This is a genomic window from Ideonella livida, assembly GCF_010499455.1.
Lineage (GTDB): Bacteria > Pseudomonadota > Gammaproteobacteria > Burkholderiales > Burkholderiaceae_C > Ideonella > Ideonella livida.
Genome location: NZ_JAAGOH010000008.1, coordinates 124589 through 149934, shown reverse-complemented (window position 1 = coordinate 149934; position 25346 = coordinate 124589). Strand labels below are relative to the sequence as shown.

The 25346-nt window shown below is 73.4% G+C and carries 22 protein-coding genes; 13 read left to right on the top strand and 9 right to left on the bottom strand.

The window, feature by feature from the left end:
- The first annotated feature begins 13 nt into the window (after positions 1-13).
- The 4 genes from G3A44_RS09120 to G3A44_RS09105 all read left to right on the top strand — a co-directional run bounded on the left by G3A44_RS09120 (position 14) and on the right by G3A44_RS09105 (position 7668).
- Positions 14-4219: a type VI secretion system protein gene (locus tag G3A44_RS09120; RefSeq protein ID WP_163457197.1), complete on the top strand. Its 4206-nt coding sequence runs from the start codon at positions 14-16 to the stop codon at positions 4217-4219.
- Positions 4220-4226: 7 nt separating this feature from the next.
- A complete protein-coding gene (gene tssA / locus G3A44_RS09115) occupies positions 4227-5441 on the top strand; it encodes a type VI secretion system protein TssA (RefSeq protein WP_163457196.1) in 1215 nt (404 codons plus the stop codon).
- 50 nt (positions 5442-5491) lie between these two features.
- Positions 5492-6688, top strand: coding sequence for a hypothetical protein (locus G3A44_RS09110; RefSeq protein WP_163457195.1), 1197 nt, complete (start codon positions 5492-5494; stop codon positions 6686-6688).
- A gap of 80 nt (positions 6689-6768) precedes the next feature.
- On the top strand, positions 6769-7668 hold the full coding sequence (locus G3A44_RS09105; RefSeq protein ID WP_163457194.1) for a class I SAM-dependent methyltransferase: 900 nt from the start codon (positions 6769-6771) through the stop codon (positions 7666-7668).
- A 73-nt stretch (positions 7669-7741) separates the two neighbouring features.
- On the opposite strand, the gene G3A44_RS09100 is transcribed toward G3A44_RS09105, so the two are convergent.
- From G3A44_RS09100 to G3A44_RS09085, 4 genes are all read right to left on the bottom strand, one after another.
- On the bottom strand, positions 7742-9277 hold the full coding sequence (locus tag G3A44_RS09100; RefSeq protein ID WP_163457193.1) for a lactate utilization protein B: 1536 nt from the start codon (positions 9275-9277) through the stop codon (positions 7742-7744).
- Positions 9274-10083 (bottom strand): LutC/YkgG family protein, encoded by an 810-nt coding sequence (locus tag G3A44_RS09095; RefSeq protein ID WP_163457192.1) that lies wholly within the window; start codon positions 10081-10083, stop codon positions 9274-9276. The genes G3A44_RS09100 and G3A44_RS09095 overlap by 4 nt, the downstream gene beginning before the upstream one ends.
- A 39-nt stretch (positions 10084-10122) precedes the next feature.
- Positions 10123-10935, bottom strand: a complete 813-nt coding sequence (locus G3A44_RS09090; RefSeq protein ID WP_163457191.1) for a (Fe-S)-binding protein — start codon at positions 10933-10935, stop codon at positions 10123-10125.
- A 137-nt stretch (positions 10936-11072) separates the two neighbouring features.
- Positions 11073-13175, bottom strand: a complete 2103-nt coding sequence (locus G3A44_RS09085) for a TonB-dependent receptor plug domain-containing protein (RefSeq protein WP_163457190.1) — start codon at positions 13173-13175, stop codon at positions 11073-11075.
- 135 nt (positions 13176-13310) lie between these two features.
- Between G3A44_RS09085 and G3A44_RS23930 the strand changes: the two genes are divergently transcribed.
- The 5 genes from G3A44_RS23930 to G3A44_RS09060 all read left to right on the top strand — a co-directional run bounded on the left by G3A44_RS23930 (position 13311) and on the right by G3A44_RS09060 (position 16482).
- Entirely contained in the window at positions 13311-14021 is a 711-nt protein-coding gene (locus G3A44_RS23930; protein WP_163457189.1) for a FadR/GntR family transcriptional regulator, read from the top strand.
- 186 nt (positions 14022-14207) lie between these two features.
- Positions 14208-14966: a sulfite exporter TauE/SafE family protein gene (locus G3A44_RS09075; protein WP_310734349.1), complete on the top strand. Its 759-nt coding sequence runs from the start codon at positions 14208-14210 to the stop codon at positions 14964-14966.
- Positions 14967-14995: 29 nt separating this feature from the next.
- Positions 14996-15349, top strand: a complete 354-nt coding sequence (locus tag G3A44_RS09070; RefSeq protein ID WP_163457188.1) for an antibiotic biosynthesis monooxygenase family protein — start codon at positions 14996-14998, stop codon at positions 15347-15349.
- A 26-nt stretch (positions 15350-15375) separates the two neighbouring features.
- The gene (locus G3A44_RS09065; protein ID WP_163457187.1) at positions 15376-15831 is read left to right on the top strand and encodes a hypothetical protein; all 456 of its coding nucleotides are present in this window, start codon (positions 15376-15378) and stop codon (positions 15829-15831) included.
- 144 nt (positions 15832-15975) lie between these two features.
- On the top strand, positions 15976-16482 hold the full coding sequence (locus tag G3A44_RS09060) for a tellurite resistance TerB family protein (protein ID WP_163457186.1): 507 nt from the start codon (positions 15976-15978) through the stop codon (positions 16480-16482).
- 30 nt (positions 16483-16512) lie between these two features.
- Here the strand turns inward: G3A44_RS09060 and G3A44_RS09055 are convergent, their stop codons facing one another.
- The 3 genes from G3A44_RS09055 to G3A44_RS09045 form a co-directional block, all read right to left on the bottom strand.
- Positions 16513-17925 (bottom strand): leucine-rich repeat domain-containing protein, encoded by a 1413-nt coding sequence (locus G3A44_RS09055; RefSeq protein ID WP_163457185.1) that lies wholly within the window; start codon positions 17923-17925, stop codon positions 16513-16515.
- Between the two features lie 86 nt (positions 17926-18011).
- On the bottom strand, positions 18012-18380 hold the full coding sequence (gene arsC / locus G3A44_RS09050; protein ID WP_163457184.1) for an arsenate reductase (glutaredoxin): 369 nt from the start codon (positions 18378-18380) through the stop codon (positions 18012-18014).
- A gap of 42 nt (positions 18381-18422) precedes the next feature.
- On the bottom strand, positions 18423-19961 hold the full coding sequence (locus G3A44_RS09045; protein WP_163457214.1) for a cobyric acid synthase: 1539 nt from the start codon (positions 19959-19961) through the stop codon (positions 18423-18425).
- 283 nt (positions 19962-20244) lie between these two features.
- On the opposite strand from G3A44_RS09045, the gene G3A44_RS09040 reads away from it, so the two are divergent.
- Positions 20245-20676 (top strand): Hsp20/alpha crystallin family protein, encoded by a 432-nt coding sequence (locus tag G3A44_RS09040; protein WP_163457183.1) that lies wholly within the window; start codon positions 20245-20247, stop codon positions 20674-20676.
- Between the two features lie 40 nt (positions 20677-20716).
- Here G3A44_RS09040 and G3A44_RS09035 read toward each other — a convergent pair whose 3' ends face one another.
- Positions 20717-21025, bottom strand: a complete 309-nt coding sequence (locus tag G3A44_RS09035) for a hypothetical protein (RefSeq protein ID WP_163457182.1) — start codon at positions 21023-21025, stop codon at positions 20717-20719.
- Positions 21026-21116: 91 nt separating this feature from the next.
- On the opposite strand from G3A44_RS09035, the gene G3A44_RS09030 reads away from it, so the two are divergent.
- The 3 genes from G3A44_RS09030 (at position 21117) to G3A44_RS09020 (ending at position 23702) form a co-directional block, all read left to right on the top strand.
- Entirely contained in the window at positions 21117-21827 is a 711-nt protein-coding gene (locus tag G3A44_RS09030; protein WP_163457181.1) for a response regulator, read from the top strand.
- Entirely contained in the window at positions 21824-23218 is a 1395-nt protein-coding gene (locus G3A44_RS09025) for an ATP-binding protein (protein WP_239061769.1), read from the top strand. Before G3A44_RS09030 ends, G3A44_RS09025 begins: the two co-directional genes overlap by 4 nt.
- 106 nt (positions 23219-23324) lie before the next feature.
- The gene (locus G3A44_RS09020; RefSeq protein WP_163457180.1) at positions 23325-23702 is read left to right on the top strand and encodes a VOC family protein; all 378 of its coding nucleotides are present in this window, start codon (positions 23325-23327) and stop codon (positions 23700-23702) included.
- A gap of 75 nt (positions 23703-23777) precedes the next feature.
- Here G3A44_RS09020 and hutH read toward each other — a convergent pair whose 3' ends face one another.
- The gene (hutH, locus tag G3A44_RS09015) at positions 23778-25334 is read right to left on the bottom strand and encodes a histidine ammonia-lyase (RefSeq protein ID WP_163457179.1); all 1557 of its coding nucleotides are present in this window, start codon (positions 25332-25334) and stop codon (positions 23778-23780) included.
- Positions 25335-25346: the final 12 nt, after the last annotated feature.

The following is a 25346-nucleotide window of genomic DNA, read 5'->3' as shown; positions in this document are numbered from 1 at the left end:
CCCCGGAGCCCCCATGTTCCTCTCCGACCACCTTGTCCTGGCCAGCCTGGGCCTGCTGATCTTGCTGGTGCTGGCGGTGCTGGCCCTGGTGTTGCGGGCGGCCACCCGGTCGCAGGACGCCCGTGCGCCCGCCGGCCGGCGGGCCGCCCCGCGGCTGCAGGCTGAAGGGCTGCGCCAATCCTTCCGGCAGGCGGTGGAGTTGGTGGAGTCCAGCCTGGCCCCGCGCGCCCAGCGCTACCAGCTGCCCTGGGTGTTGGTGCTTGATGAAGGCGACGACGGCAGCGAGGGCGGCCAGGTGCTGCCGCTGGCCGAGGCCGGCGTGGCCTGCGCCCTGGGCAGCGACGCCGCCGCCCGCGTGGCCACCCCGGGCCTGGCCTGGCACTTCTTCGACAAGGGCCTGGTGGTCGACGTGCAAGGCGCCGCCCTGGGCGAGCCCGACCGCCCTGGCGCCGCCGGCGAGGCCCAGGCCGACCGCACCTGGGACGATTTCCTGGGCCTGTGCCGCGACTACCGGCCCGAACGTCCCTTTGACGCGCTGGTGGTCACCGTGCCGGCGGCGCTGCTGCTCGACCCCCACCCCGAGGCCCGCCAGGCGCTGGTGCGCATGGCCCGGCGGGCCCACCGCCGCCTGTGGCTGGCGCAGAACCGCTTTGCCATGCGCTTCGCGCTGTATGTGGTGGTCTCCGGCACTGAACGGGTGCCCGGCTTTGGCGCCTATGCGCGCGCCCTGCCCGACATGCTGCGCCGCTGCATGCTGGGCTGGTCCAGCCCCTACGACCTGGCCACCGGCTACCGCCCCGAGTGGGTGGCCGAGGCCCTGGGCCATGTGCGCCGCACCGTGGCCGACAGCTGCGCCGAACGCTTTGCCCAACCCGGCCCCCCCCTGCCCCCCGAGGACGCCACCCCGCTGGTGCTGCTGCCCTCCCGCCTGGCCGGTCTGCAGCCGGCCCTGCAGCTCTACCTGGACGAGCTGATGCGGCCCAGCGCCTACCACGAGCCCTTCATCCTGCGCGGTCTCTACCTCACCGCAGACGCCGGTCTGGCCGCTGCCGCGGCCCTGGAGGCGCAGGCCTGGGACCAGACCCCGCCTGCGGCCGCCCTGGCAGACCCCAGCGTGCGGACCGGCTGGGACCGCGACGACGCCGAGGCCACCGAAGGCGCCGCCCCACCGCCCCGCCTGGCCGCGCCACCGGCCCCGCCGGCCCTGGACGCCGACCTGGACGACGCACCGCTGCGCCAGCCGGTGTTCCTGCGTGACCTGTTCGAGCAGAAGATCTTCCAGGAGCTGGGCCTGACCCGACCCTCCGGCACCCAGCAGCTCACCCGGCCCCTGATGCACCGCGGACTGCGCTGGGGCGCCTGGGGCCTGACCGGCGCCTGGGCCCTGGGGCTGGGCCTGGGCAGTGTGGTGCTGCACCAGCAGACCGGCGTGCTGCAGGGGGTACTGACCCAGCTGCAGGCCGACCTGGACACCCAGGCCCGCGCCAGCCGCCAGGGCCAGCCCCTGCCGCCGGACTGGCAGCGCCAGCGCACGCTGGCCCTGCTGCAGCTGATGGAGCAGATGGACCAGCGGCGCCTGTGGTCGGTCTTCATGCCCGGCTCCTGGCCGGTGGTGGAGGGCCTGCCGGCCCGGGTGCGCCAGCGGCTGGAGAGCGCCTTCGCCGACCTGGCGGTGGTCACGCTGCGCAGCGCCCTCTACGACCAGGCCGCCCAGCTCACCGGCGTGCCGCAGGACCCGGCCACCGGCGAGCTGATCGCCGGCGCCCCCTGTGAGCCCCCGCGCCCCACCGACCTGGCCGCGACCCGCCCCACCCTGGGCCTGGAGGACCTGCCCGAATTTGCCCGCCTGATGGACCAGATTGGCGCCTCCGGCCAGATCGACCAGGCCGCCGCCGCCATGCAGCGCCTGCTGGACCCCGCCGCCGCCGCCGACGGCCAGGACCTGCGGCTGCTGGTGCGCACCACGCTGGGCGTGGACCTGCCGGGCCAGCCCGACCATGCCGCCGCCCTGTTCCGCAGCCAACGGGTGCGCAGCGCCGGCTTCACCCTGAACGGGCTGCAGCTGGCCCTGCACTGCGGCGTGCAGCGCCGCGCCGCCGAGCTGTGGCAGCGCGGCCTGGTCCGGAACGACCTGCTGGCCCTGCGCACGCGGCTGGGCGAACAGCTGGCCCAGCGTCTGGAGCCCGCCGACGACGAACAAGCGGCCGACCGCGTGGACGCCTGGCGCACCCTGCTGGAAACCCTGCGCACAGCCGACCTGCTGCTGCAGCGCGGTGGCGGCCAGTGGCTGCTGCAGGATGGGCTGCGCCCCGGCGCCGCCTGGGAGCAGCTGCTGGCCCGCACCGCCGCCCAGGGCCTGCTGGGGCCCGCCGCCGCCCAGCAGCTGCGCGAACAGGGCGACACCGGCCTGCGCCAGCTGCAGGCCCAGCTGGCCGCGCTGGAGGCCCAGCCCCTGGCCGGCGGCGTGGTGTGGGACGCCACCCAGGCCCGCTGGGTGCTGGAGCCCTCGCTGGCCGGCCTGCGCGACGCCCTGGCCCAGCTCTATGCCCTACCCCTCATGGCCAGCGGCGCGCCGCGCGAGCTGTCCGAAGGCCCCAGCGGCCTGCTGGCCTGGGACACCGCCCGGCTGGACCTGGCGCTGGCAGGGGCCGACCTGCGCAAGCGCCTGCAGACCGAGCTGGTGCCCAAGGCGCCGGCCGAGCTGCGCGAAGCCCTGGCCGGCCTGATCGACCAGCAGGTGGCCGTGCAGGTGCTGGACCACCTGGCCCTGGCCCGGGTGCCGGGCGGACGCCCGGGCGGCGAGGGCCCCACCGAGGCCGAGCGCCAGCGCCTGGTGCGCCTGCAGGCCCTGCTGACGGAGCTGGGCGCCGCCGCGCAGGCCGACACCCTGCAGGGCCTGATGGCCAGCGACGCCAGCAGCCGCCTGCGCCGCCTGGACGAGGCGCTGCAGCGTGCCGAACTGTTCACCCCTGCCGGCCGCGGTTTCAGCGCCTGGACCGGTGACAAGGGCCCCGCCTACGCCGCCTTCGGCCAGGCTGACGCCGGCGCCCTGGCCGCCTACCTGGGCCAGCAGCGCGCCCGGCTGGAGGCCCTGGACCAGGCCGCCGCCCCGCTGCTGCAGGCCCTGGGCAGCCGCAGCAACAGCCTGGCCGAACGCTGGGGCGCCCTGCACCAGGACCTGGAGCGCTACCGCCTGAAGAACCCCAACAGCAGCCTGCTGCAGCTGGAGAACTGGCTGCTGGGCCTGGCCGAGGTGGACGTGGACAACTGCACCCAGCGCACTGCCCTGCGACCGGCCAGCCTGTCGCGCGGCCACGACCTGGCCGCCGAGCGCCAGCTGCAGCTGGCCAGCGCCCTGGCCCAGCGCTGTGGCGAACTGCGCGCCGTGGCCCAGCGTGAGGCGCTGGCCCGCTTTGGCACGCTGTTCAACCAGCAGGCCGCCGGCCGGCCGCCCTTTGCCGCCCCGGGCTGGGGCCCGGAGGCACCGGCCATGGAGCTGGACGAACTGGCCGCCCTGCTGCCCGCCTGGGACCAGGCCGCCCGCGCCTGGCGCGAGGCCGGGCAGGACCCGCGTCAGCCGCAGGCCCTGGCCCTGCGCCGCTTTGCCGAGCAGATGGACCGGACCCGGGCCTGGCTGGCACCGCTGCTGCCGGCGGACGAGACCACGCCGGCCGCCCTGGACCTGGCGGTGGAATTCCGGGCCCATGTGGCCGGCGAGCTGGCCGGCAGCCATGTGATCGACTGGGCCCTGGAAGTGGGGCCCCAGCGCCTGGGTTGGCGCGAGCCGCCCCGTGCCCTGCGCTGGAGCCCCGGCATGCCCATCGCCCTGGTGCTGCGCCTGGCCAAGGACGGCCCGCTGCGGCCACAGCCCACCGCGGGGGGGGCACAGGGGCCGGGCACACCGGGCCAGCCCCCGCAAAGCGTGGAGGGCCGCACCGTCATCCAGCGCTATGCCGATCCCTGGGCGCTGCTGAGCTGGATCCAGCGCCACCGCGAGCCCGAGCCCAGCGGCAAGGGCGATGCCCGCAGCCTGCTGCTCAAGGTGGAGATTCCACTGGCGCTGGTGGAGGGGGCCACGGCAGCCCCCGCCGACGGCCCGGGCCGGGCCCGTGTGTTCTTCCGCCTGACCGTCAGCCCGCCGGGCAAGCGCCAGCCGCTGGTGTGGCCGGGGGCCTTCCCGCAGCGCGCGCCCGAAGGCCTGCCCCTGTCCCCCACCTGAGGCCACCGTGCGTCCCGAACCCGCTGCCCCCGCGCTGACGCCCATGCTCTTCGAGCCTGACGCCCTGCTGGCCCCGCTGGCCGGCCCCGACCCGGCCGGACCCGACCTGCGCTACGACCGGGTCATGGGCGAGATCCGACTGGCCCGCGAAGCCGACGACCCCAGCCTGCCGCAGGGCGAGTGGGAGCGCCCGCTCAAGAAGGCCGACTGGCCGGGTGTGGTGCTGCTGTGCACCCACGTGCTGCGCGAGCGCAGCAAGGACCTGCAGGTGGCCGCCTGGCTCACCGACGCCTGGGTGCACCTCTACGGCCTGGACGGCCTGGCCGCCGGCCTGACCATCCTCAACGGCCTGGTGGCGCAGCACTGGGACGGCCTGCACCCCCGGGTGGACGCCGACGGCGATGCCGAAGCCCGCGCCGCGCCCCTGTTCTGGCTCAACGAGGCCCTGGCCCTGAGCCTGCGGCTGGAGGTGACGCTGCTGCGCTGGCCCGAGCGCAAACCGCCACGCATCGTGCTGGAGGACTGGGACCGCAGCCTCAAGGTGGAGGACCAGCCCGGCAACCCCCGCCGCCCCAAGACCCCGCCGCCCGACGACCGCCACCGCCTGCCCCCGCGCGAGGAATTGCTGCGCGCCCCGCTGGCCGAGCCCCTGGCCGCCCTGCAGGCCCGGCGCGAACAGGTGCGCCAGCTCAGCGGCGAATGGGCCCGCCTGGACCTGCAGGTGGACGCCCGCCTGGGCCGGCAAGGCCCCAGCCTGGCCCGCGTGGCCGAAACACTGGAGCAGCTGGGCCGTGCGCTGGACGCCCTCATCACCCCCCGGCTGCCGCCGCCCGCACCGCCCGCCGAACCCGAGCCGGAACCCCAGCCCGAGGCCGGCCCCCCGCCGGCGGCCTGGCTGCGGGCAGCCCAGAACGCCCTGGAGAACCCGCCGATGAGCCCCGTCGCCCCGTCCCCTGACACGCCGGCGCCCACGGGCGCCCCCGCGCCCGGCCTGCCGCCCAACCTGCTGCCCCTGCGCCACCGCCAGGACGCCTACGCGGCGCTGGAGAAGGTGGCCGACTTCCTGCAGCACCACGAACCCCACAGCCCCACGCCCTACCTGATCCGGCGCGCTGTGCGCTGGGGCCGTCTGCCCCTGCCCGAGCTGATGCAGGAACTGTTGCGCGAGGAGGGCGATGTCGGCCGCCTCATGCGCCTGCTGGGCGGCCCGGAGCCGTCCTGACACCGCCCGCCCCCACACCCACACCCCATCCCACCCCCGAGGAGCACCCCATGGCCCGCAACGACGCCGTCCAGACCGCCATCAACGCCATGAAGGCCGCCCGCCACGGCGGCGACTACGCGGCCATCTTCCAGGGCAAGCAGCTCGCCTTCAAATACACCGCCATCAAGGAGGCCACCAGCGAGCTGATGGACCAGGGCGAGGAGATCGCCGAAACCCTGGAGCCGGTCGGCGAGCTGATGGCGGAGTCTGGCGTGGGCCAGGCCGTGCTGGCCCTGGGCCGGCTCATCCAGGCCGGCGGCGAGATGCTGCTGCAAGGCCTGCGACAGGCCTTCCACCACCTGCTGGAGGTGTTTGACGCCCTGCGCGATGCCCTGGCCACCGCCTTCGGGCCCATCCTGGCCGGCCTGGGCCTGGCGCTGGAGGCCCTGATCAACCTGCTGATCGACCTGCTGCCCAACGTCTTTGTCGAATTCGTCAAGGGCCTGGTGGCCGCCGTGCTGCCCTTCATCGGCCAGATCAAGGCCTGCGGCGACATGCTGGTGTCGGTCTGCGGGGTGGTGGGCGCCGCCGTGCAGCGCTACCAGCTGGGCCGCGCCGGCGCCGCGCTGGACCCCAGCAACCGCTTCACCACCGCCGCGCGCAGCGCCATGGACCAGATCCTGACCGGTGAGCTCACCGACGCCGGCGTGGAGGCGGTGCTGGACACCGGCAACGCCGCCGCCTCGGTCACCGGCCTGATCTTCACCGGCAACGTGGGCAGCATGGTGGCCAGCATCGCCGTGGCGGTGGCCAAGCTCTGCGTCAAGGTCGCCGGGATCCTGGACACCCTCAAGGAGATGCGCGCCGGCAACGCCCTGCTCGCCCGCATGGGCGCCGACCCCCGGCGCGATGTCAACCCGGCCGCACTCTTCGCCACGGCCCCCATCCTGGGCGCGCACTACATCGCCACCGCCACCCAGAGCAGCCTGATCGCCAACACCGGCTTCCTCGACTCGCTGGCGGTGAAGATGACCTTCACCGACGCCGGGTGGATGGCCGAATACGAATCCAAGGCCCGCCAGCTCAGCCCCTTCCGCCTGAAGGCCATGCGCCTGGTGGCCGCGCACCCGCTGGAGCTGACCAACGCCGGCATGATGGGGGTGTACTTCGACTTCAACCTCAAGGACGAGGTGAGCGAGCGGGTGGGTGAAGCGGTGGGCGCGCATGCCGGCAAGGTGCTGGCCAAACGCTTCCTGCCGGCCTGAGCCCGCCAGGCACTGAAAAGCGCCGGTTTGTCCCGCCACTTCAGCGGCTGCCTGACCGGCGGCGCGGGTGCAATCGGGCGATGCACGCCGCCGACCCCACCCTCACGCCGCCCGCCCCCGTCCCGCCGCCGCCGGCGGCAAAGGACTCGCCCCTGAGCCTGGGCACCCGCCAGCAGGTGCAGCAACTGCTGGACGCGCCCGGGCAGCCGGCCCTGCGCCAGCTTGAACGTGCCCAGCGCCAGCTCAACCGCTGGCGCCAGCAGCTGCTCGTCAACACCCACCGCCAGCACCATGGCGACACGGTCTGGGGCGGCCCGCTGGCCGGCCTGCGCTACACCCAGGCGGCCGAAGGCGCCACCCTGCCGCGCTGCCTGGGCTGCTACGAAGCCGAGCTGCATCCCACCTTGCGCACGCTGCCCCTGGTGGGATACCAGACGGTGATCGACATCGGCTGCGCCGAGGGCTACTACGCCGTGGGCCTGGCCCGCCTGCTGCCCCATGCCACGGTGCTGGCGCATGACATCAACCCCGCGGCCCGCCGGGCCTGCACCCACCTGGCCGAACTCAACGGCGTGAGCGACCGGGTGCGCGTGGGTGGCGAAGTGCGCGGCGAGGACTTCGCCACGCTGACCCAGGGCCGCACCCTGGTCTTCTGCGACATTGAGGGCGCCGAGGAAAGCCTGCTGAACCCGCAGGCCTGGCCGGCCTTGCAGGCCGTGGACCTGATCGTCGAGGTGCACGAGTGCTTCCGCCCCGGCCTGGCGGACCGGCTGCAAACCCGCTTCGCCCCCAGCCACGACATCACCTGGCTCTGGCCCGACCTGCAGGCCCCCCGGACCCTGCCACCCTGGACCCGCACGCTCTCCCACATGGACCAGCTGCTGTGCACCTGGGAGTGGCGCGCCGGCCCCACGCCCTGGGCGGTGATGCGCAGCCGCCAGGGCGGGGACGAGGGGGTTGGCCAGGGCATCGAGCCTTGAACCCGGCCCGGGGACGCGCACCCGGCGGTCTGTCCGGCAGTCGGCCTCGGCCGCCAGTTCGGCCGTCCGGCGCTCACCCCAGATCCATCCCCTTGAGCCGCGCCCGCAGGCTTTGCGCGGCTGGTTTGAGTGGGGTGCGATGTTCGGTCCAACCGGCCTGCCAGGGCGGGGTGAGGGCGCGCAGGCGGCGCGCCATGCCCAGGAAGCCGCGGTAGAGGGTGGGGTTGGCGTAGACCCCGGCCCAGGCCTTCCAGGCGGCGGCTTCCTTCCAGTCGGTGGCGGCAGCCTGCCCGGCCAGCGGCGTCTGCCCGGGCGGGGCGGCGTGCTTGGCGGCATGGCGCAGCTGCATCAGCAGCTCGGGGATGGGGATGCCCACCGGGCAGACCTCACCGCAGGCGCCGCACAGGCTGCTGGCGGTGGGCAGGTCCTGCGTGGGCTCCAGCCCCAGCAGGTGCGGCGAGATGATGCTGCCGATGGGGCCGGGGTAGGTGGTGCCGTAGGCCAGGCCGCCGATGCGGGCGTACACCGGGCAGTGGTTCATGCAGGCGCCGCAGCGGATGCACTGCAAGGTCGGGCGGAAATCGGCGTCGCGATAGGCCTGGCTGCGGCCGTTGTCCAGCAGGATGAGGTGCATCTCCTGCGGGCCGTCCAGCTCACCCGGCCGGCGCGGGCCGCTGATGAGGTTGAGGTAGGTGGTCACCGCCTGGCCGGTGGCCGAGCGGGTGAGCAGCGCGTAGAGCGGCAGCACATGCTCCAGGCGCTCCACCACCTTCTCGATGCCCGTGATGGCGATGTGCACATCCGGCACGGTGGTGCACATGCGGCCGTTGCCTTCGTTCTCCACCAGGGCCAGGGTGCCGGTCTCGGCCACCAGGAAGTTCACGCCGGACACGCCGATCTTGGCGTCGCGGAACTCGTGGCGCAGCACCCGCCGGCCGATGGCAATCAGCGCGTCCACGTCCTCGGTGTAGGGCGTGTCGGGGATCTGCTCGGCAAACAGCTGGGCGATCTGCTGCTTGGTCTTGTGGATCGCCGGCATGATGATGTGGCTGGGCCGCTCCCCGGCGAGCTGGACGATGTACTCGCCCATGTCGCTTTCTAGGCAGTGCACGCCGTGCTCGGCCATGCGGTGGTTGAGCTCGATCTCCTCGCTGACCATGCTCTTGCCCTTGACCATGCCGCCGGCCTGATGGCGCCGGGCAATGGCCAGGAAGATGGCGTTGGCCTCCTCGGGCGTCTGGGCCCAGTGGACCCGCACACCACGCTCGGTCAGGCGCTGCTCCAGCTGTTCCAGCAGGGCCGGCAGGTGCGAGAGGCTGTACTGGCGGATGGCTTCGCCCACCCCACGCAGCGCCTCGAAGGCGTCCACCGCCTGGCCGTTGGCTGGCGTGTCACGGCCCGAGCCCTCGATGTTCGCGGTGCCGAAATGCGCGGCGCGCTTGGTCTGCAGGAAGTCCATCGCGCTGCGGAAGCTGGCGCGCAGGTGGGCGTCGTCCACCGCCTCGGCGGTGTTGGCCTTGAAGCGGCGCGGGTCCACAAAGGTCAGCGGCGCCTCATGGCTCGTCGAGGCCGGCGGACGCGGGGCGGTGGCAGAGGCGGCGGTGTTCATGCGGTGTGCTCCGGCTGGGCGTCGCCCAGGTCGTTGACCAGCACGATGACCAGGGCCTTGGGGCCGTGGGCGCCAAAGGCCAGCACCTGCTGGATGTCGGCGGTCTTGCTGGGGCCGGTGACCAGCAGCAGGTTGGTGGGCAGGTCCGGCGGGCCGGCGGGCTGGCGTCCGTCGCCCACCACCCCCACGGCGGCAAAGGCCTGCGGCAGGCTGGGCCGCAGCCGGCTGGCCCGCAGCACGGCCACATGCAGCGGTGGCACCAGGGACAGGGTGCGCGGCTCGCCCGGGCCGGTGCACAGCACCAGGCTGCCGGTGTCGCTGGCCCCGGCGGCGGCGGCGGTGATGCCGGCGTCCACGCCCTCGAAGAGCTCCTCCTTCCAGTCCTGCAGGGGACGTTCGAAAGGTCGCAAGGTGAGACCGTCCAGGGCGCCACCGGCGGCGGCCTCGGCCTTGAGCACACCGCTGAAGCCGGGGTCGTTGGGACTGGCGGCGCCAAAGGCCACACAACGGGCCCCGTGGCGGTCCAGGGCAGCCCGCACCGCCTGCGGCCAGGTCTGCGGGGTGGCGTGCAGCACCTCGGCCCGCCAACCCTGGGCGGCGGCGGTGAACTGGGCCTGCAGGGCCGTGCTGTCCAGCGGGTCGGCCAGGGTGCCGCGGCCGAAGGGGCCGGCATGGTAGGGCGCAAGCGTGGGCACGGGCAGGCCCTGGGACGGCGCGGCCTGGCGCAGCGCGCCCAGGATGGCGCGCCGGGCGCCGGTGGAGTCCGGCCAGGCCGGCACCAGGGTGGAGGAAGGCGTGGTGTTCATGGGCGGGTCGGGAGGAAGTGGAAAGCCGGGCGGCCGGGTTCAGTCGGTCACCTGCCAGGCGCCGCCGGCCAGGCCGATGCGCTCGGCCAGGAAGCTGCCAAGGTGCTGGCAGCGCGGCTGGCCGGTGGCCACGCCGCCCTGGGCCTGCGCAGCATGGTGCAGGTTGAGCAGGCAGCCACAGTCGGCGCTGACCAGCACCTCGGCCCCGGCCTCGCGCACAGCGGCGAGCTTGTCGGCCACCATGGCCCCGGAGATGGACGGATGCCGGGCCGAGAAGGTGCCGCCAAAGCCGCAGCATTCGGTCTCCCGGGCCTGCTGCACGATCTCCACCCCGGGCAGTGCGGCCAGCAGCGCCCGGCTGGGGGCATGCACCCCCATCTCGCGCCGGGCCGAGCAGGAGGTGTGCAGGGCCACCTTCACCGGCCGGGTCACGGGGGCCTGCCCCAGGCCCTGGGCGTCGGCCAGGCCCAGCACATCGCGGGCGAAATGGCTGAACTCCACCACCTGGGCGGCAATGCGCTCGGCCTGGGCCCGACGGGGGGCGTCATCGGCAAACAGCCGCGGCCAGTGGTGCACCATCATCCCGGCGCAGGAGCCCGAGGGCACGACGATGGGCTGGTCGGCCACAAACAGGTCCAGCTGGGCGGCGGCCACCCGGCGGGCCTCGTCGTTGAAGCCGCTGGTGTAGGCCGGCTGGCCGCAGCAGCTCTGCCCGGCCGGAAAGTCCACGGCAATGCCGGCGCGGCGGATGAGGCCCACCACATCCAGGCCGGCCTGGGGGGCCATCAGGTCCACCACACAGGTGGCGAAGACATAGACCCGTGCGGGACGGGGGGGGGAGGCAGCGGTCATGGCGGCGGGCGGTGGAGGTCGGACACGGGGGAGCCGCCGCCCGCGCACCGGACGGCGTCATGGCGCGCATGGTGCCGCGCCGGACCTCCTGCCCTGAAGTGGTTGGACCACTTGCCGGGCCAAGGCCCGGTGGCGGCTCAGAACTTCCATTGCACGCCCAGCGAGACCAGCGTGGGCAGCTGGGTTTCGGCGGTGCGTTCGCTGTAGTCGGCGTTGTAGGCGTAGCCCACCAAGTTGCGGTGGCCGGTGGCGTTGATCCACTCGGCATAGCCGGTCAGCCGCGGGTTGAACTGGTGGTCCAGGCGCAGGTCCAGCCGGGCATAGGTCGGCAGGCGCTCGCTGTTGATCGGGCCGTAGACCGGGCGGATGCGGCCCGTCTCGTCGGCCTGGCCGCCGACGATGGGGGTGATGAGGGAGCCCGAGTGCACGCCCAGGCGCAGGCCGTAGCGCCAGCGGCCCGGCGGCGCCCACTGACCCACCAGGTTCATCACGAGCGGCTGGTCGAACTGGAAGCGAAAGGTCTCCCCAGTGTCCTCGTTGACGCGCACCGAGCGGGCCCAGCTCACCGACAGCCAGCCAGAGAGCTGGTCGCGCCAGTGCGTGCCGCCGGGCGCATCGCGACGCAGCAGCAGCTCGGCGCCCCAGGCATGGCCGTGGCCGCCGTTGCGGTACTGGGTCAGCGGGTCGGCCAGCACCAGTTGGTCCAGGGTCTTGTCGTAGAGCTCCAGGCGCCATTGCCAGCCGGCGTCCAGCTTTTGGGCCACGCCCAGCAACCGGTGCTCGGCCCGCAGGTGACGCAGGCCGGGGTTGCCCAGCTCGGGCAGCAACTGCACGGCCGCGGGCTGCTGGTGGTGGCGGCCCCAGCCCGCCAGCCAAGTGGTCTGGGCCGACCAGGCCCATTCCAGTCCCAGGCGGGGCTCCAGATGGGACTGGCCCAGGTAGGCGTCATGGCTCCAGCGCAGGCCGCTGGTGAGCGTCCAGTCGGCGTGCAGGCGCCAGCGGTCGCTCAGGTGCAGGTCGCGCTCCCGCAGACTCAGGTCGCGCTGCAGGCGCTCGCGCGGGGCGGTGTTGAAGTCGCATTCGGGCTCGAACTCGGTGCACAGCGGGTTGGCCATGTCCAGGTTCAGGTCGGCCCGGGTGTGGGTGAGGCCACCGCCCAGCGTCACCACATGCTGGGTGCCCACGGGCAGCTCCAGCGCATAGCGCAGGCGCTGCTCGCGCAGCAGGGCCCGCACGCTCAGCGCCTGGCCGGTGCGGGAATCGATGCGCTGGTCCAGCTGGCTCAGGCTCAGGCGCTGGTGGGCGCGGGGGTCGCCGCCCAGGCCGTCCTGCGTCCAGACCAGGGACAGGCTGTCAAAGCCCCCCCGCTCATGGCCCTCACCCACAAAGATCGGGTCCTGCGCGCCGGCGGTGGATTCCGCGGGCACGCGGTAGCGCAGGCGGTCCTGGGCGCCCAGCCAGCTCAGGCTGACGCGCTGGCCGCCCTCGGGCGTCCAGAGGTACTTGAGCTGGTGGTCGCGGTAGCGCGGCAGCTGGGTGATGACCCCGCTGTGCTCGTCCTGCTGCTCGCCGATCAGCGCGTCCAGGTAGCTGAGGCGGGCGCCCACCAGCAGGCGGTGGTCGGCGGCCAGCGGTCCTTCGGCCACCACCCCGGCCGCCAGAAAGCTGGCGTCCACCTCACCCTGCAGACGGTCGGCGCCCGGATCGCGCAGGCCCACGGCCAGCACCGCGCCGGTCACGTCGGGGAACTGCGGGCCGAAAGCGGCGCTGTGCAGGTCGAACTGGCGCACCAGCGGCCCCGGCACCACGCTCATCAAGCCGCCGGCGTGGAACAGGTAGCCCACCGGCGCGCCATCCACCAGGTAGGCGTTGTCGCTGGGGCGGGAGCCACGCACCGCGGGCTCGCCGCTGCCGTCGTGGGGCGTGACCACGCCGGGCAGGGTCTGCACGGCTTTGAGGGGGTCGTTGCCCGCGCCCGGCACGCTGGCGGCCTCCTGCCCGGTCAGGCTGCGCAGGCTGCCCTGCGCCGGCACCCGCCGTGCCTGCACCCGCACCTGTTGCGTGACTGGCTCGGCCACGGGGGGGTCCTGCGGCCCGGTTGGCATGGGCAAGGTTTGGGCCGCGGCGCCCAGGGGGCAGGCGGCCAGGGCCAGGGCGCGCCAGACGGTCCGGCGCACGGGGGTTGGTCGCCGGCCACGGCGGGCGGCGCGTGGGGCCAGCGGATCGGTATCGGAGCTCACGGGAATCCCTGTTGTGTAGTTGGTGTGGCCTTGGGTCGGCCCGAAAGTCTGTTGCACCGTTCAACACCCCCACACCGCGGGATGGGCAGGCGGCGCCCGGCCACCGGCCGGGCGGCAGGGTTTAAGCTCACCGCCATGAAGCACCATCTGCACGCCCGCGTGAGCGACGGCCTGGCCACCCGTCTGGAACGCGAGATCGTGCGCGAGGGCCGCTGGAAACCGGGCGAGCGCCTGCCCGCCGAACGCGAGTGGGCGCAGACGCTGGGGGTCTCCCGCGGCGCCTTGCGCGAGGCCCTGGGCCAGCTGGCCGAGCGCGGGCTGGTGCAGCGCCGCCACGGCAGCGGCACCTGGGTGAGCGACCAGCCCGATGCGCGCAAGGGCGATCCCTGGGCGCAGCTGCTGCAACGCCAACCCCTCATGCAGGGCGACCTGCTGGAGTTCCGGGAGATGCTGGAAATCCGCTGCGCCGAGCTGGCAGCGCAACGCGCCGATGCCAGTGACCGCGCCCGCCTGACCGAGCGCCTGGCCGCGGTGGACGCCGCCTACGCGGGGGCGGACCGCCAGGCCCAGGTGCAGGCCGATGTGGCCTTCCACCGCGCCCTGGCCGACGCCACCCACAACCCGGTCTTCGGCTACCTGGTGGCCACGCTGCTGGACCTGCTGCACCAGCATGTGCACCTGAGCATTGCCGACCTGGCACCCCGCTCGGACGAAGCCCAGGCCCTGTGCCGCCAGCACGGGGCGCTGTGTGCGGCGGTGCTGGCGGCCGACGCCCCCGCCGCCGCGCAGGCGGCCGGTGAACACATCCACTTTGTGCGCCAGCGTTGGCGCCAACGGCTGGACTGAAGCCAGACACCCGCCAGATCAGGGGCGCAACCAGTGGTCGCCACGCGACAGCCTGTCGCCCCGACGAGTCCGTCCAGCCCCCACAATGCACGGCTTGCACCGGAGCGCCGCGCCAGGGGCCGGACGTTCCGCCACGAACAAGACCGCCGGTCCCGCTGGGCCCGGCCTGCACGGAGCAAGACAAGGGTGTTTGACTGGATGCTGCTGGTGGTGGCCGCGCTGGGCGCGGGAATCCTCAATGCCATCGCGGGAGGCGGCAGCTTCCTGACCTTTCCCGCCCTGGTCTTTGCCGGGGTGCCCGCCATCCCGGCCAATGCCACCAGTGCGGTGGCGGTGAGCCCGGGCTACCTGGGCAGCACCCTGGGCTTTCGGGCCGAGCTGGCGCGGCTGCCGCGCCGCCGTCTGGTGCAGGAGGGGGTGGTGTGCGCCGCCGGCGGCGTGGCCGGCGCCCTGCTGCTGCTGGTCACGCCGGCCAAGGTGTTCTCGGCCGTGGTGCCCTGGTTGCTGCTGTTCGCCACCGTGCTGTTTGCCGGCGGCCCCGCCCTGCTGGCGCGGGTACGCCGCGGGCAGGCCCCCGGGGCGGCCAACCCGCTGCAGCGCTGGCGCCTGCCGGGCCTGGCCCTGGTGGCGGTGTACGGCGGCTACTTCAATGGCGGTCTGGGCATCCTGCTCATGGCGCTCTACACGGTCACCGGCGAATCGGAGGTCAACACCGCCAACGCGCTGAAGAACCTCAATTCGCTGGTGCTCTCTCTGCTGTCGGTGGCCGCCTTCGCGGTGGCCGGCGCGGTGGCCTGGCCGCAAGCGGTGCTCATGGCCATGGCCGCCACGGCCGGCGGCTTCTGGGGCGCGCGGCTGGCGCGCCGCCTGCCCGCCGCGGTGGTGCGCGGCGTGGTCATCACCACCGGCGTGGTCATGTCGGCGGTCTTCTTCCTGCGTGGCTGACCGCCTGAACCACCACCACCACCACCACCATGCCTGAATCCACTGCCCCGCCGGGATTTGCCCGCCTGCCCGAGCCGCCCTACTACGCGGTCATCTTCTCCAGCCGGCGCACGGCAGGCGACCAGGGCTACGGCGCCATGGCCGAGCGCATGATGGCCCTGGCCTCCCGCCAGCCCGGCTTCCTGGGGGCCGAGAGCGCCCGCGACGCCGACGGTTTCGGCATCACCGTGTCGTATTGGAGCCGCGAGGCCGACATCGCCGCCTGGCGCCAAGATGCCGAACACCTGCAGGCCCAGGCCCTGGGCCGACGCGACTGGTACGCGCACTTCGAGCTGCGCGTGGCCCGCGTGGAGCGGGCCCACGGCGGGCCCGGGGCTTGCTAACCTCAGGGCAGGAGGCGCTCTCTTCCATGCAAGCCCATGTGCTGATCGGCAACCCGCACACCCGCAAATCGTCCCTGCTGCGCTGCCTGACCGGCTGCTTCAACCGCAATGTGCGCGACATCGCCCTGGCCCAGGGGGGCGCCGTGCGGGTCTACGCCCGGGTGGCCGCACTGCAGGAGTCCCGCACCGAGGTGGCCGACTTCATGACCGAGGTGGTGCGCAGCCGCTGCGAACACACGGTCTTCGCGCTGTGGCCCGAGGCCCATCCCGGGGACCCAGAGCGCTGGCCGGGCGCCACCGCCTACCTGCAGCACCTGGCCGACGCCGGCTGGCGCCTGCAGCGCGTGGCGGTGCTGGGCGCCCATCCATGGACACCGCCCAAGGCCCTGGCCGGGCGCGAGCTGCTGCGCCTGCCCGAGGTGCTGAGCCAGCCGGTCAACCTCAGCGCCCAGCGCATCCGGCAGCACTTCGGCTGGCTCTGAGGGCCGCCAGGATCACCGGATGCGCCTGAGCGGCCGGCAAAAATCCTGCGACGGGCACGGAACTTCGCCCCGCCCACGCCCATCGAAGCGCGTGCGTGGGCACTGTGCCCACGTTCACCATTACCCCAAAAGGAGCCTGACAGCATGGGTCTGTTCGACATGTTCAAGAGCGATGCCGGCGAGAAGATGACGCCGCATCTGGCCTTCGCCACCTCGCTGATCTACATCATGAGTGCCGACGGCGAGATGGACGCCGAGGAGATCGGCCACCTGCTCTCCGTGCTGGGCGGCAAGGACAACGGCAGCGGCAGCATCGGCGTGGGCGCGCAGAACCAGGCGCTGCTGGACTCGGCGGTCAAGTACCGCCGCAAGAACTCGGTGGAGACCTTCCTGTCCGAGGCCGCCCCGCTGTTGAGCGACGCCCAGAAGATGTGCATCCTCACCAACCTGATCGACTCCTCGCTGGCCGACGGCCAGCCCGAGCCGGAAGAGCAGGAGATGATCGCCAAGTTCCTGAAGTCCTTTGCCATCAGCGAGGAGCGCTTCCGCCCCTTCTTCGAGGTGATCCTGCTGAAGAACGACCGCAGCGTCTTCACCGACACGCACCACCCGAAGAACGCGGCCGGCTACCAGGTCAAGCTCTCGGTCTGAGCCTGGGTACGGGCCGCCGGGAGGCGGCCCTCAGGCCGGCGGTCGCGCCAGCGCCGCCGCCACCTCGGCCACGGCCGGGCGCCGTGCCGGCACCGGTTCACGGCAGGCCGCCTGCCAGGGCGCCCAGTGGCGGCGCAGGGCAGCGGCCTGCGCTTGCAGGCCGGGTCCATGCCCGTCCAGCCGCAGGGCCAGCTCATCCAGCAGATGGCCCAGGGCCAGCACCTCCAGCCGCTGCACCGCCGGCCAGGCCGGCGCCAGACGGTGGGGCCAGCGCAGGGCAGCACCCAAGTCGCTCAACACGGCCTGGGCGGGCAGGCCCGCCAACGGATCTGCCGGCGCCCACAGCAGGTTGTGGGCATACACATCGCCATGCAGCACGCCATGGGCATGCAGATGCGCCAGGGCCGCTGCGGCCTGGGCGGCCACGGCGTGGGCATCGGCCGGGCACAGACGCAGGGCCGGGTCATAGACATCGCGGCTGCAGCTGGCCAGGCTGGGCGGGCCGGCCAGCGGGCGCAGGCGGGCGGGCAGCAGCGGCATCACCAGGGCGCTGGCGCCCTCGGGGTGGCCGCTGACCGCCCCCAAGGCGCTGGTGAGCTGGGGATGCGGGCCCGGGCACAGGCTGGCGGCCAGCTCGGTGGCGGGCGTGCCGTCGCTGGTGATGGCGCCGCCGAAGACCTTGACGGCCACGTCCTGCCCGGCCGCCGCACCACAGCCGGATCCACCGGGCCCGCCGGGCGGCGTCCACCGTGCCTGCCAGGTGGTGCCCCCGGCGCCCTGGCCCAGCACCGCGCCCAGCGTCAGCTCGGTCCAGGGGATGTCGCGGTGTGCTGTGGCCGCCGTGGCCGGGGCCGCCGTGGCGGGTGGCGCTGCGTCGCACCAGGGGTTGCCGGCCACGGCCAGCCAGGCCAGGGCCGGCAGTTCACCCACCCAGCCGGGCCACTGGATGAGGCCGTTGGCGGCCACCCGCAGCAGTGCCAGGCGCGACAGCCCGGCCAGGCTGGCCGGCAGCTGCGCCAGCCGGTTGCCGGAGAGCATGAGCTTCTCCAGCTCGGCACAGTCGCCCAGGGCCGCCGGCACACTGGACAAGGCGTTGGCGGTGAGGGTGAGCCAACGCAGCCGGGGCGGCAGGGCGGCCGCCGGCAGGGTGTGCAGCTGGCAGTTGCGCAGCCCGATCTGGCGCAAGGCGGTGCAGGCCCCCAGCACCTCGGGCACCACCGTCAGCGGCGTGTACGAGGCAAACAGCACCTGCAGCCGGGGCAGCTCGGCCAGCCAGGGCGGCAGGGTGCCCAGCGGGTTGTGGCCCACGTCCAGCACCTCCAGCGTGGGCGCCAGGGCGCGCAGCTCCTCTGGCAGGGCGGTGAGGCCGCAGCCGTTCAGGCGGACCTGGGTGGCGCCGGCCAATCGGCCGGCGCGCAGGGCGTTCAGGGTGTCCAGGCTCATGGCAGGCGGTGGCGGGCGGTGGCGGAAGCGGGAGGCAGGACCTGGGGCCGGCGGCGCCGTTCATCGACCCATTGCAGCGGCCACGTTCAGCGCGGCAGCAGCGCCAGCACGCGCTCCGGCGGGCGGCACAGGGCCGTGCCCAGGGCGGTGACGACGATGGGGCGGTTGAGCAGCACCGGATGCGCCAGCACCGCGTCCACCCACTGTGCGTCGGTCACGCCGGGCTGGTCCAGACCCAGCTCGGCAAACAGCGCCTCCTTCTCACGCATCAGGGCCCGCACCGAGCCGCCGGTGGCGGCCACCAGGGCCTGCAGCGTGGCGCGGTCCGGCGGGGTGCTCAGGTAGTCGATCACTTCGGGTTCGATGCCGGCCTCGCGGATCAGGGCCAGGGCGCCACGGGAGTTGCTGCAGCGGGGGTTGTGATAGATCACCACAGGGGCGGTGGCGGCGGTCATGGGGTCTCCGGTGGAAAGCAGGGGAAAGGGGGCGAAAGGCGCTTAGCCCAGCACGCTGCGCCACAGGCCAGGCAGGTCCAGGTGCGCTTGCAGGGTGTCGGCCAGGCGGTCCAGGCTGGCCTCGCGCAGGGCGGCCAGGTCCACAGCATGGCGCTGGGCGTCGGCCAGGCCGGCCCAGGCCAGCAAGGCCGCCTGGGCTTGGGGGTGGTCAAACAGGCCGTGGACATAGGTGCCCATGACCTGGCCGTCGGCCGAGACGGCGCCGTCCGGGCGTAGCGGGGCCGACGCGGCGGCACCGTCCGCCCCGTCCTCGTCCTGCAGCCACAGGGCGGGGCGGGCGCAGTCCGGGCCCTGGCTGTGGCCCAGGTGGATCTCATAGCCGGTCACTGTGGGCGCGGCGGCCGTGGGGGGACGGGCCCCGTCGGCACCACCCGTACCGGCTCCCCTCCAGCCCAGGTCCAGGCGGCCGTGCACGCGGCGCAACTGCTTATCCGCCGCCAGGGTGGTGTACAGGTCCAGCCAACCCAGGCCGGCGCTGCTGCCGCCGCCCTCGCGGCCCAGGGGGTCGTGCAGGCTGCGGCCCAGCATCTGCAGCCCGCCGCAAATGCCCAGCAGCTTGCCGCCGTAGCGCAGGTGGCGCTGCAGCCAGAGCTCCCAGCCCTGCTCGCGCAGCCAGCGCAGGTCGGCCTGCACCGATTTGCTGCCCGGCAGGATGACCAGATCGGCCGCGGCCGGCTTGGGCTGGCCCGGGCCGATGAACTGCAGGTCCACTTGCGGATGGGCGCGCAGCGCGTCGAAGTCGGTGTGGTTGCTGATACGCGGCAGCACCGGCACCACCACCTTCAGGCGCGGGCCGCTGCCGGCGGCGGCCTGCTCGGCCACGACGGCGTCCTCGGCGTCCAGGTGCAGGCCGTGCAGATAGGGCAGCACGCCCCAGGTGGGCTTGCCGGTGCGTGCAGTGAGCCAGTCCACGCCGGGCATGAGCAGGCCCACGTCACCCCGGAAACGGTTGATCACGAAGCCGCGCACCAGGGCCTGCTCCTCGGGCGCGATGCAGTCCAGCGTGCCGGTGAGGTGGGCAAAGACGCCGCCCCGGTCGATGTCGGCCACCAGCAGCACCGGCACCTGGTGCGGCAGGGCAAAGCCCATGTTGGCGATGTCGCGGTCACGCAGGTTCACCTCGGCCGGGCTGCCCGCGCCTTCCACCAGCACCACGTCGTACCGGGCGCGCAGTCGCTGCCAACTCTCGCGCACGGCCTCAAAGGCCAGGGGCTTGTAGGCGTGGTAAGCCCGCGCGTCCATGTCATGCCGGGCCCGGCCGTGCAGGATGACCTGGGCACCAGTGTCACTGCTGGGCTTGAGCAGCACCGGGTTCATGTCCACCGTGGGCGCCACACGGGCGGCCAAGGCCTGCAGGGCCTGGGCACGGCCAATCTCGCCGCCATCGGCGGTGACCGCGCTGTTGAGCGCCATGTTCTGCGGCTTGAAGGGCGCCACCTTCACGCCCTGGCGGGCCAGCACACGGCACAGGCCGGCCACCAGCGTGCTCTTGCCAGCGTCGGAGGTGGTGCCTTGCACCATCAGGGCGCCACGGCGTCCCGGCCACACCGGGCTGACGCCAGGCGCGGCGTACAGGGGATCAATCGACATGGGGATAGATCTGGAAGTTTTCAAGGCCTTAACGGCTGACAACAGCCGGCTTGTGACGTCTTCTGGCGACAGCGCAGGCATTTAAGCCCCTGATCGGCCCGAGCCCCTTGAAAGCCGGCCCGGCAACGCCAGTTGGGGAATGACGGCGCACGGCACAACGCCTGGCAGCCGACCGACCGATCCCCACGACCTCGCGCCTGCACAGGAGTTGACCATGAACGCACTGCTTTCCCCCCGCACCCGGCTGTTTGACGACTTTTTCAAGGACTTCCCCGCCGGCGTTTTTGTGCGGCCCGTGGCCGGTGAGGCGTCGCCCGCCGCAGCCCAGATCCGCATCGACGTGACCGACCAGGGCGCCAGCTTCCTGGTGCAGGCGGACCTGCCGGGCGTGCGCAAGGAAGACGTCCAGGTGCATGTGGAAGGCGCGGTGGTGACGCTGGGCGCTGACGTGCCGGCGCAGGAGACACAGGCCGACAGCGGTCGCCTGCTGCATGCCGAACGGCCGCGCGGCAGCCTCTCGCGCAGCTTCCAGCTGCCCGCTGAAGTGGATCAGGCCAGCACCAAGGCCCGCCTGGACAACGGCGTGCTCACCCTGCTGCTGCCCAAGGCCAGCGCCGTACGCACCACCCGGGTGGCGGTGGACTGATCCCCGAACCACCGGTCGGTCCGCGGCCACGCCGCGCAGCTCACACCGCCTCCAGCCCGGCCAGGGCCTGACCCAGCGCGGACCAGGCGCACTCGTCTGCCCCTGGCAGGCAGGCAAGCGCAGGGGCCGGCACGTCGCCGCAGGCAGCAGGTGCCGCCGGCACCGGCACCGGCACCGGCAAGGGCAGCGGCAGCTGCACCTGGACGGGACGCCATCCTGGCACCTGCTCGGGCGCCAGCCCTTGCCCCGCGCCGGGGCCCTGAGCCTGCGCAGGCGGGCACAGATCGGGCAGGTCGGCCAGGGCGGGCAGGTCCAGGTCGGGCAGGGAGGGCAGCAACGGCAGGCTCACAGGAGGCGTCCGGGGAAAAAAGCCGGCGATTGTGCCGGCTACCATGGCGTGTGCAACTGCCCCGGGGCCCGTCCAGGCCCCCATTTCTGCCATGCGACTGCTGCTGGTCGAAGACGACAAGATGATCGGCGACAGCCTGCGCGCCGTGCTGCGCCTGGAAGGCTGGGCCGTGGACTGGGTGCGTGACCTGCACGCCGCACAGGCCGCCCTGGACACCGAGCGCTTCGACCTGCTCTTGGTGGACCGGGGTCTGCCTCACGGGGGCCCGGTTGGCAGCCTGCCTCCCGGCACCCCCGCCATGGGCGACGGGCTGACGCTCATCGCCCGCCTGCGCGCCCGCGGCGACGCCACCCCCGCCCTGCTGCTGACCGCCCGGGACGCCCCCGGGGACCGCGTCAACGGCCTGGACACCGGCGCCGACGACTACTTGGTCAAACCCTTTGAGGTGGACGAGTTGCTGGCGCGCATGCGCGCGGTGCTGCGCCGCCACGCCGGCCAGGCCCAGCCCCTGCTGCGCCATGGTCCCGTGACCCTCAACCCCGCCACGCGGCAGGTCAGCCTCAAGGGTCAGCCGGTGTTGCTTTCGGCCAAGGAGCTGGCCGTGCTGGAGGCCCTGATGCAGCGGCCCGGCGCGGTGCTCTCCCGCGCCCAGCTGGAGGACCGGCTCTACGGCTGGGGCGAGGAGATCGAGAGCAACGCCGTCTCGGTCTATGTGCACCAACTGCGCCGCAAGCTGGGGGCCGACTTCATCGGCAACCAGCGCGGCCTGGGCTACTACCTCAACCCGGTGGAGGCGGCATGAGGGACGCGCCCCCGCCCAGCGCACCCCAGCCCACTGGAGAAGACGGCGGCCCCGGCGCCCTGCCCTGGCCGCTGCGCTCCATCCGCCGACGCATGCTGCTCACCCTGGCCGTGGGCCTGGTGATCACCTCCACCGTGGTGGGGGGCATCACCTGGCGCTCGGTACGCGCCGAGACCGAGGCCCTGTTCGACTACCAGCTGCGGCAGATGGCCCTGTCCCTGCGCGACCAGGGCGCGGTGGCACCCGAGCAGGCGGACGCGCTGGCCGACGGCGACCTGGACTTCGTGGTGCAGGTCTGGTCCCTGGATGGGCGCACGGTGTATGCCAACCGTGCCCACGCCACCCTGCCCGACCGCGCCGTGCTGGGCGGGGCCGAGATCCTGGTGGCCGGCGAGCGCTGGCGAACTTTCGGCGTGCTGGCACGGGGCCGTGTCATCCAGGTGGCCCAGCCGGTGCGCATCCGCCAGCAACTGGCCACCGAGGCCGCGCTGCGCGCCGTGGCCCCCATCGCCTGGATGGCCCTGCCCCTGGCGCTGGGCCTGGTCTGGCTGGTCACCGACGGCCTGCGCCCGTTGCGCCGCGTGGCCGGTGCCCTGCGCCGCCGTGACGCCGCCAGCCTGCAACCCTTGCCCGCCACCGGCCTGCCCGAGGAACTGAGCCCCCTGGTGGGCGCGCTCAATGGCCTGCTCGCCCGGCTGGACCAGACCCTCAAGGCCCAGCGCGCCTTTGTGGCCGACGCCGCGCATGAGCTGCGCTCGCCGCTGACCGCGCTCAAGCTACAGCTACAAATGCTGCGCCGCGCCCCCGACGAAGACAGCCGCGCAGAAGCCCTGGCCCAGCTGGCCGGCGGCATCGACCGCGCCGCCCGCCTGGTCGAACAACTGCTGGCGCTGGCCCGCAGCGAGCCCGGCGCCGAGGCCGCCAGCGCCCCGCTGCAACCCTGCGACCTGGCCGACATCGCCCGCAGCGCCCTGGCCGACACCCTGGCCGCCGCCCAGGCCCGCGGCACCACCCTCACCGTGGAAGGTGACGGCCCCACCCCGCTGCAAGCCGACCCCAGCGCCCTGCGCGCCCTGGTGCGCAACCTGGCCGACAACGCCGTGCGCTACAGCCCCCCCGGGGCCCAGGTGCAAGTGCGGGTACAGCCCGCCGCCGACGGCCAGGGGCCCACCCTGGTGGTGGACGACTCCGGTCCCGGCATCCCGCTGGCCGAGCGTGAACGTGTCTTCGACCGCTTCTACCGCCGCGACCTGGGCGGCGACACCCTGGGCAGCGGCCTGGGCCTGGCCATCGTGCAGGCCGTGGCCCAACGCCACGGCGCCAGCGTGCGGCTGGACGACTCCCACCTGGGGGGACTGCGGGTGGAAGTGGGATTCCCGCCGTCTTCCTGAGGCCACCGCGGTGCCCGCGCGCCGCTTGTTGCCGCCCCCATGCGCCGCCATACTGGTGCCGCGGTGGGTCGCCAGACGCCGCACCCCTCAACTCCAGGAGTTCCCCATGAACAATGCCGTCGGATGGTTCGAGCTGTATGTGCAGGACATGCCCCGCGCCAAGGCCTTCTACGAGGCCGTGTTCGCCGTCACCCTGACGCCGCTGCAGGCCGATGGGCTGGAGATGTGGGCCTTTCCCATGGACGATCAGGCCACCGGCGCCAGCGGCGCCCTCGTGCAGATGCCGGGCTGCCCCTCGGGCGGTGGCGGCACCATCGTCTACTTCTCGTGCGAGGACTGCGCCGTGCAGGAGGCCCGAGCCGCCGCTGCCGGCGGCACCGTGCAGCGCGGCAAGTTCTCCATCGGCCCCTACGGCTTCATCGCTCTGGTCAGCGACACAGAGGGCAATGTGATCGGCCTGCATTCGGGTCCGACGGCCGGCTGAGGCCTCACGGGGCCGAAGGCGCTGGCGCCCGCGGACTGCTGGCCACCTGCCGGCGATCGTCCACCCTGGCCCCCTTCACGCCGGCCGCCACAGCTCCGGCAGGTCCGCCAGCCCCTGGAACAGCGGGCTGAGGGCGCCGGCGCGCACCAGGGCCGAGGCGGCCTCGATGTCCGGGGCCAGGTAGCGGTCAGTGGGCATGGCCGCGCAGTGCTGGCGCAGCAGCGCGTGGGCCTGCTCCAGCACGGCGGAGCTGGCCAGCGGGCGCAAGAACTCGATGCCCTGGGCGGCGGCCAGCCATTCAATGCCGATGATGCGGGCCACGTTGGCGATCATGGGTTGCAGGCGTCGTGCCGCGAAGGTGGCCATGGAGACATGGTCTTCCTGGTTGGCGCTGGTGGGCAGGCTGTCCACGCTGGCGGGATGGGCCAGGCTCTTGTTCTCGCTGGCCAAGGCGGCGGCGGTGACGTGGGCGATCATGAAGCCGCTGTTCAGGCCGGCATTGCTGGTCAGGAAGGGCGGCAGGCGCGAGACGCTGGCGTCAATCATCATGGCGATGCGCCGCTCGGCAATGGCGCCCACCTCGGCAATGGCCACGGCGCAGGCGTCGGCGGCCAGGGCCACTGGCTCGGCGTGGAAGTTGCCGCCGGAGATCATTTCGCCCTGGCCGTTCGCATCGGCAAACACCAGCGGGTTGTCGGTCACGGCGTTGGCCTCCCGCACCAGCACCAGCGCGGCGTGGCGCAGTTGGTCCAGGCAGGCGCCCACCACCTGGGGCTGGCAGCGCAGGCAGTAGGGGTCTTGCACGCGGTCATCGCCTTCGGTGTGCGATTGGCGGATGGCGCTGCCGGCCAGCAGGGCGCGGTAGTACTGGGCCACGTCGATCTGACCGGGTTGGCCACGCAGGGCGTGGATGCGCGGGTCAAACGGGCCGTCGCTGCCCCGGGCGGCGTCCACCGTGAGGGCGCCCACCACCAGGGCCGATTCCAGCACCGGCTCAAAGGCCAAAAAGCCGTGCAGCGCCAGGGCGGTGGAGGTTTGCGTGCCGTTGATCAGCGCCAAACCTTCTTTGGCGGCCAGGCGCAGCGGGGCGATGCCGGCTTGGGCCAGCACGGCGGCGGCGGGGCGGCGCTGGCCGTCCACCACAAACTCGCCTTCGCCCAGCAGGGCCAGGGTCATGTGCGAGAGCGGCGCCAAGTCACCCGAGGCGCCCACCGAGCCCTGGCTGGGCACGCAGGGCACCAAGCCGGCGTTCAGTACCGCCAGCAGGGTGTCGATCACCACCTCGCGCACGCCGGAGTGGCCACGCGCCAGGCTGGCGGCCTTGGTCAGCAGCATCAGGCGCACCACTTCGGGCGCCAGCGGCTCGCCCACACCCACCGAGTGCGAGCGGATCAGGTTGAGCTGCAGCGTGTCCAGGTCGGCGGTGGAAATGCGCTGGTTGGCCAGCTTGCCAAAGCCGGTGTTCACGCCGTAGACGGGTGCGTTGCCAGCGGCAGCGGCCTGCACCAGCGCGGCGCTGGCGCGGATGCCGGGCAGCGCGGCCGGATCGAGCTGCACGGCCACGCCGCCGGCGTGCACCGCCTGCAGTTGTTCCAGGGTGAGGGCGCCGGGCACCAGGGTGAGAGTTGTCATGGGGTGTGCGGT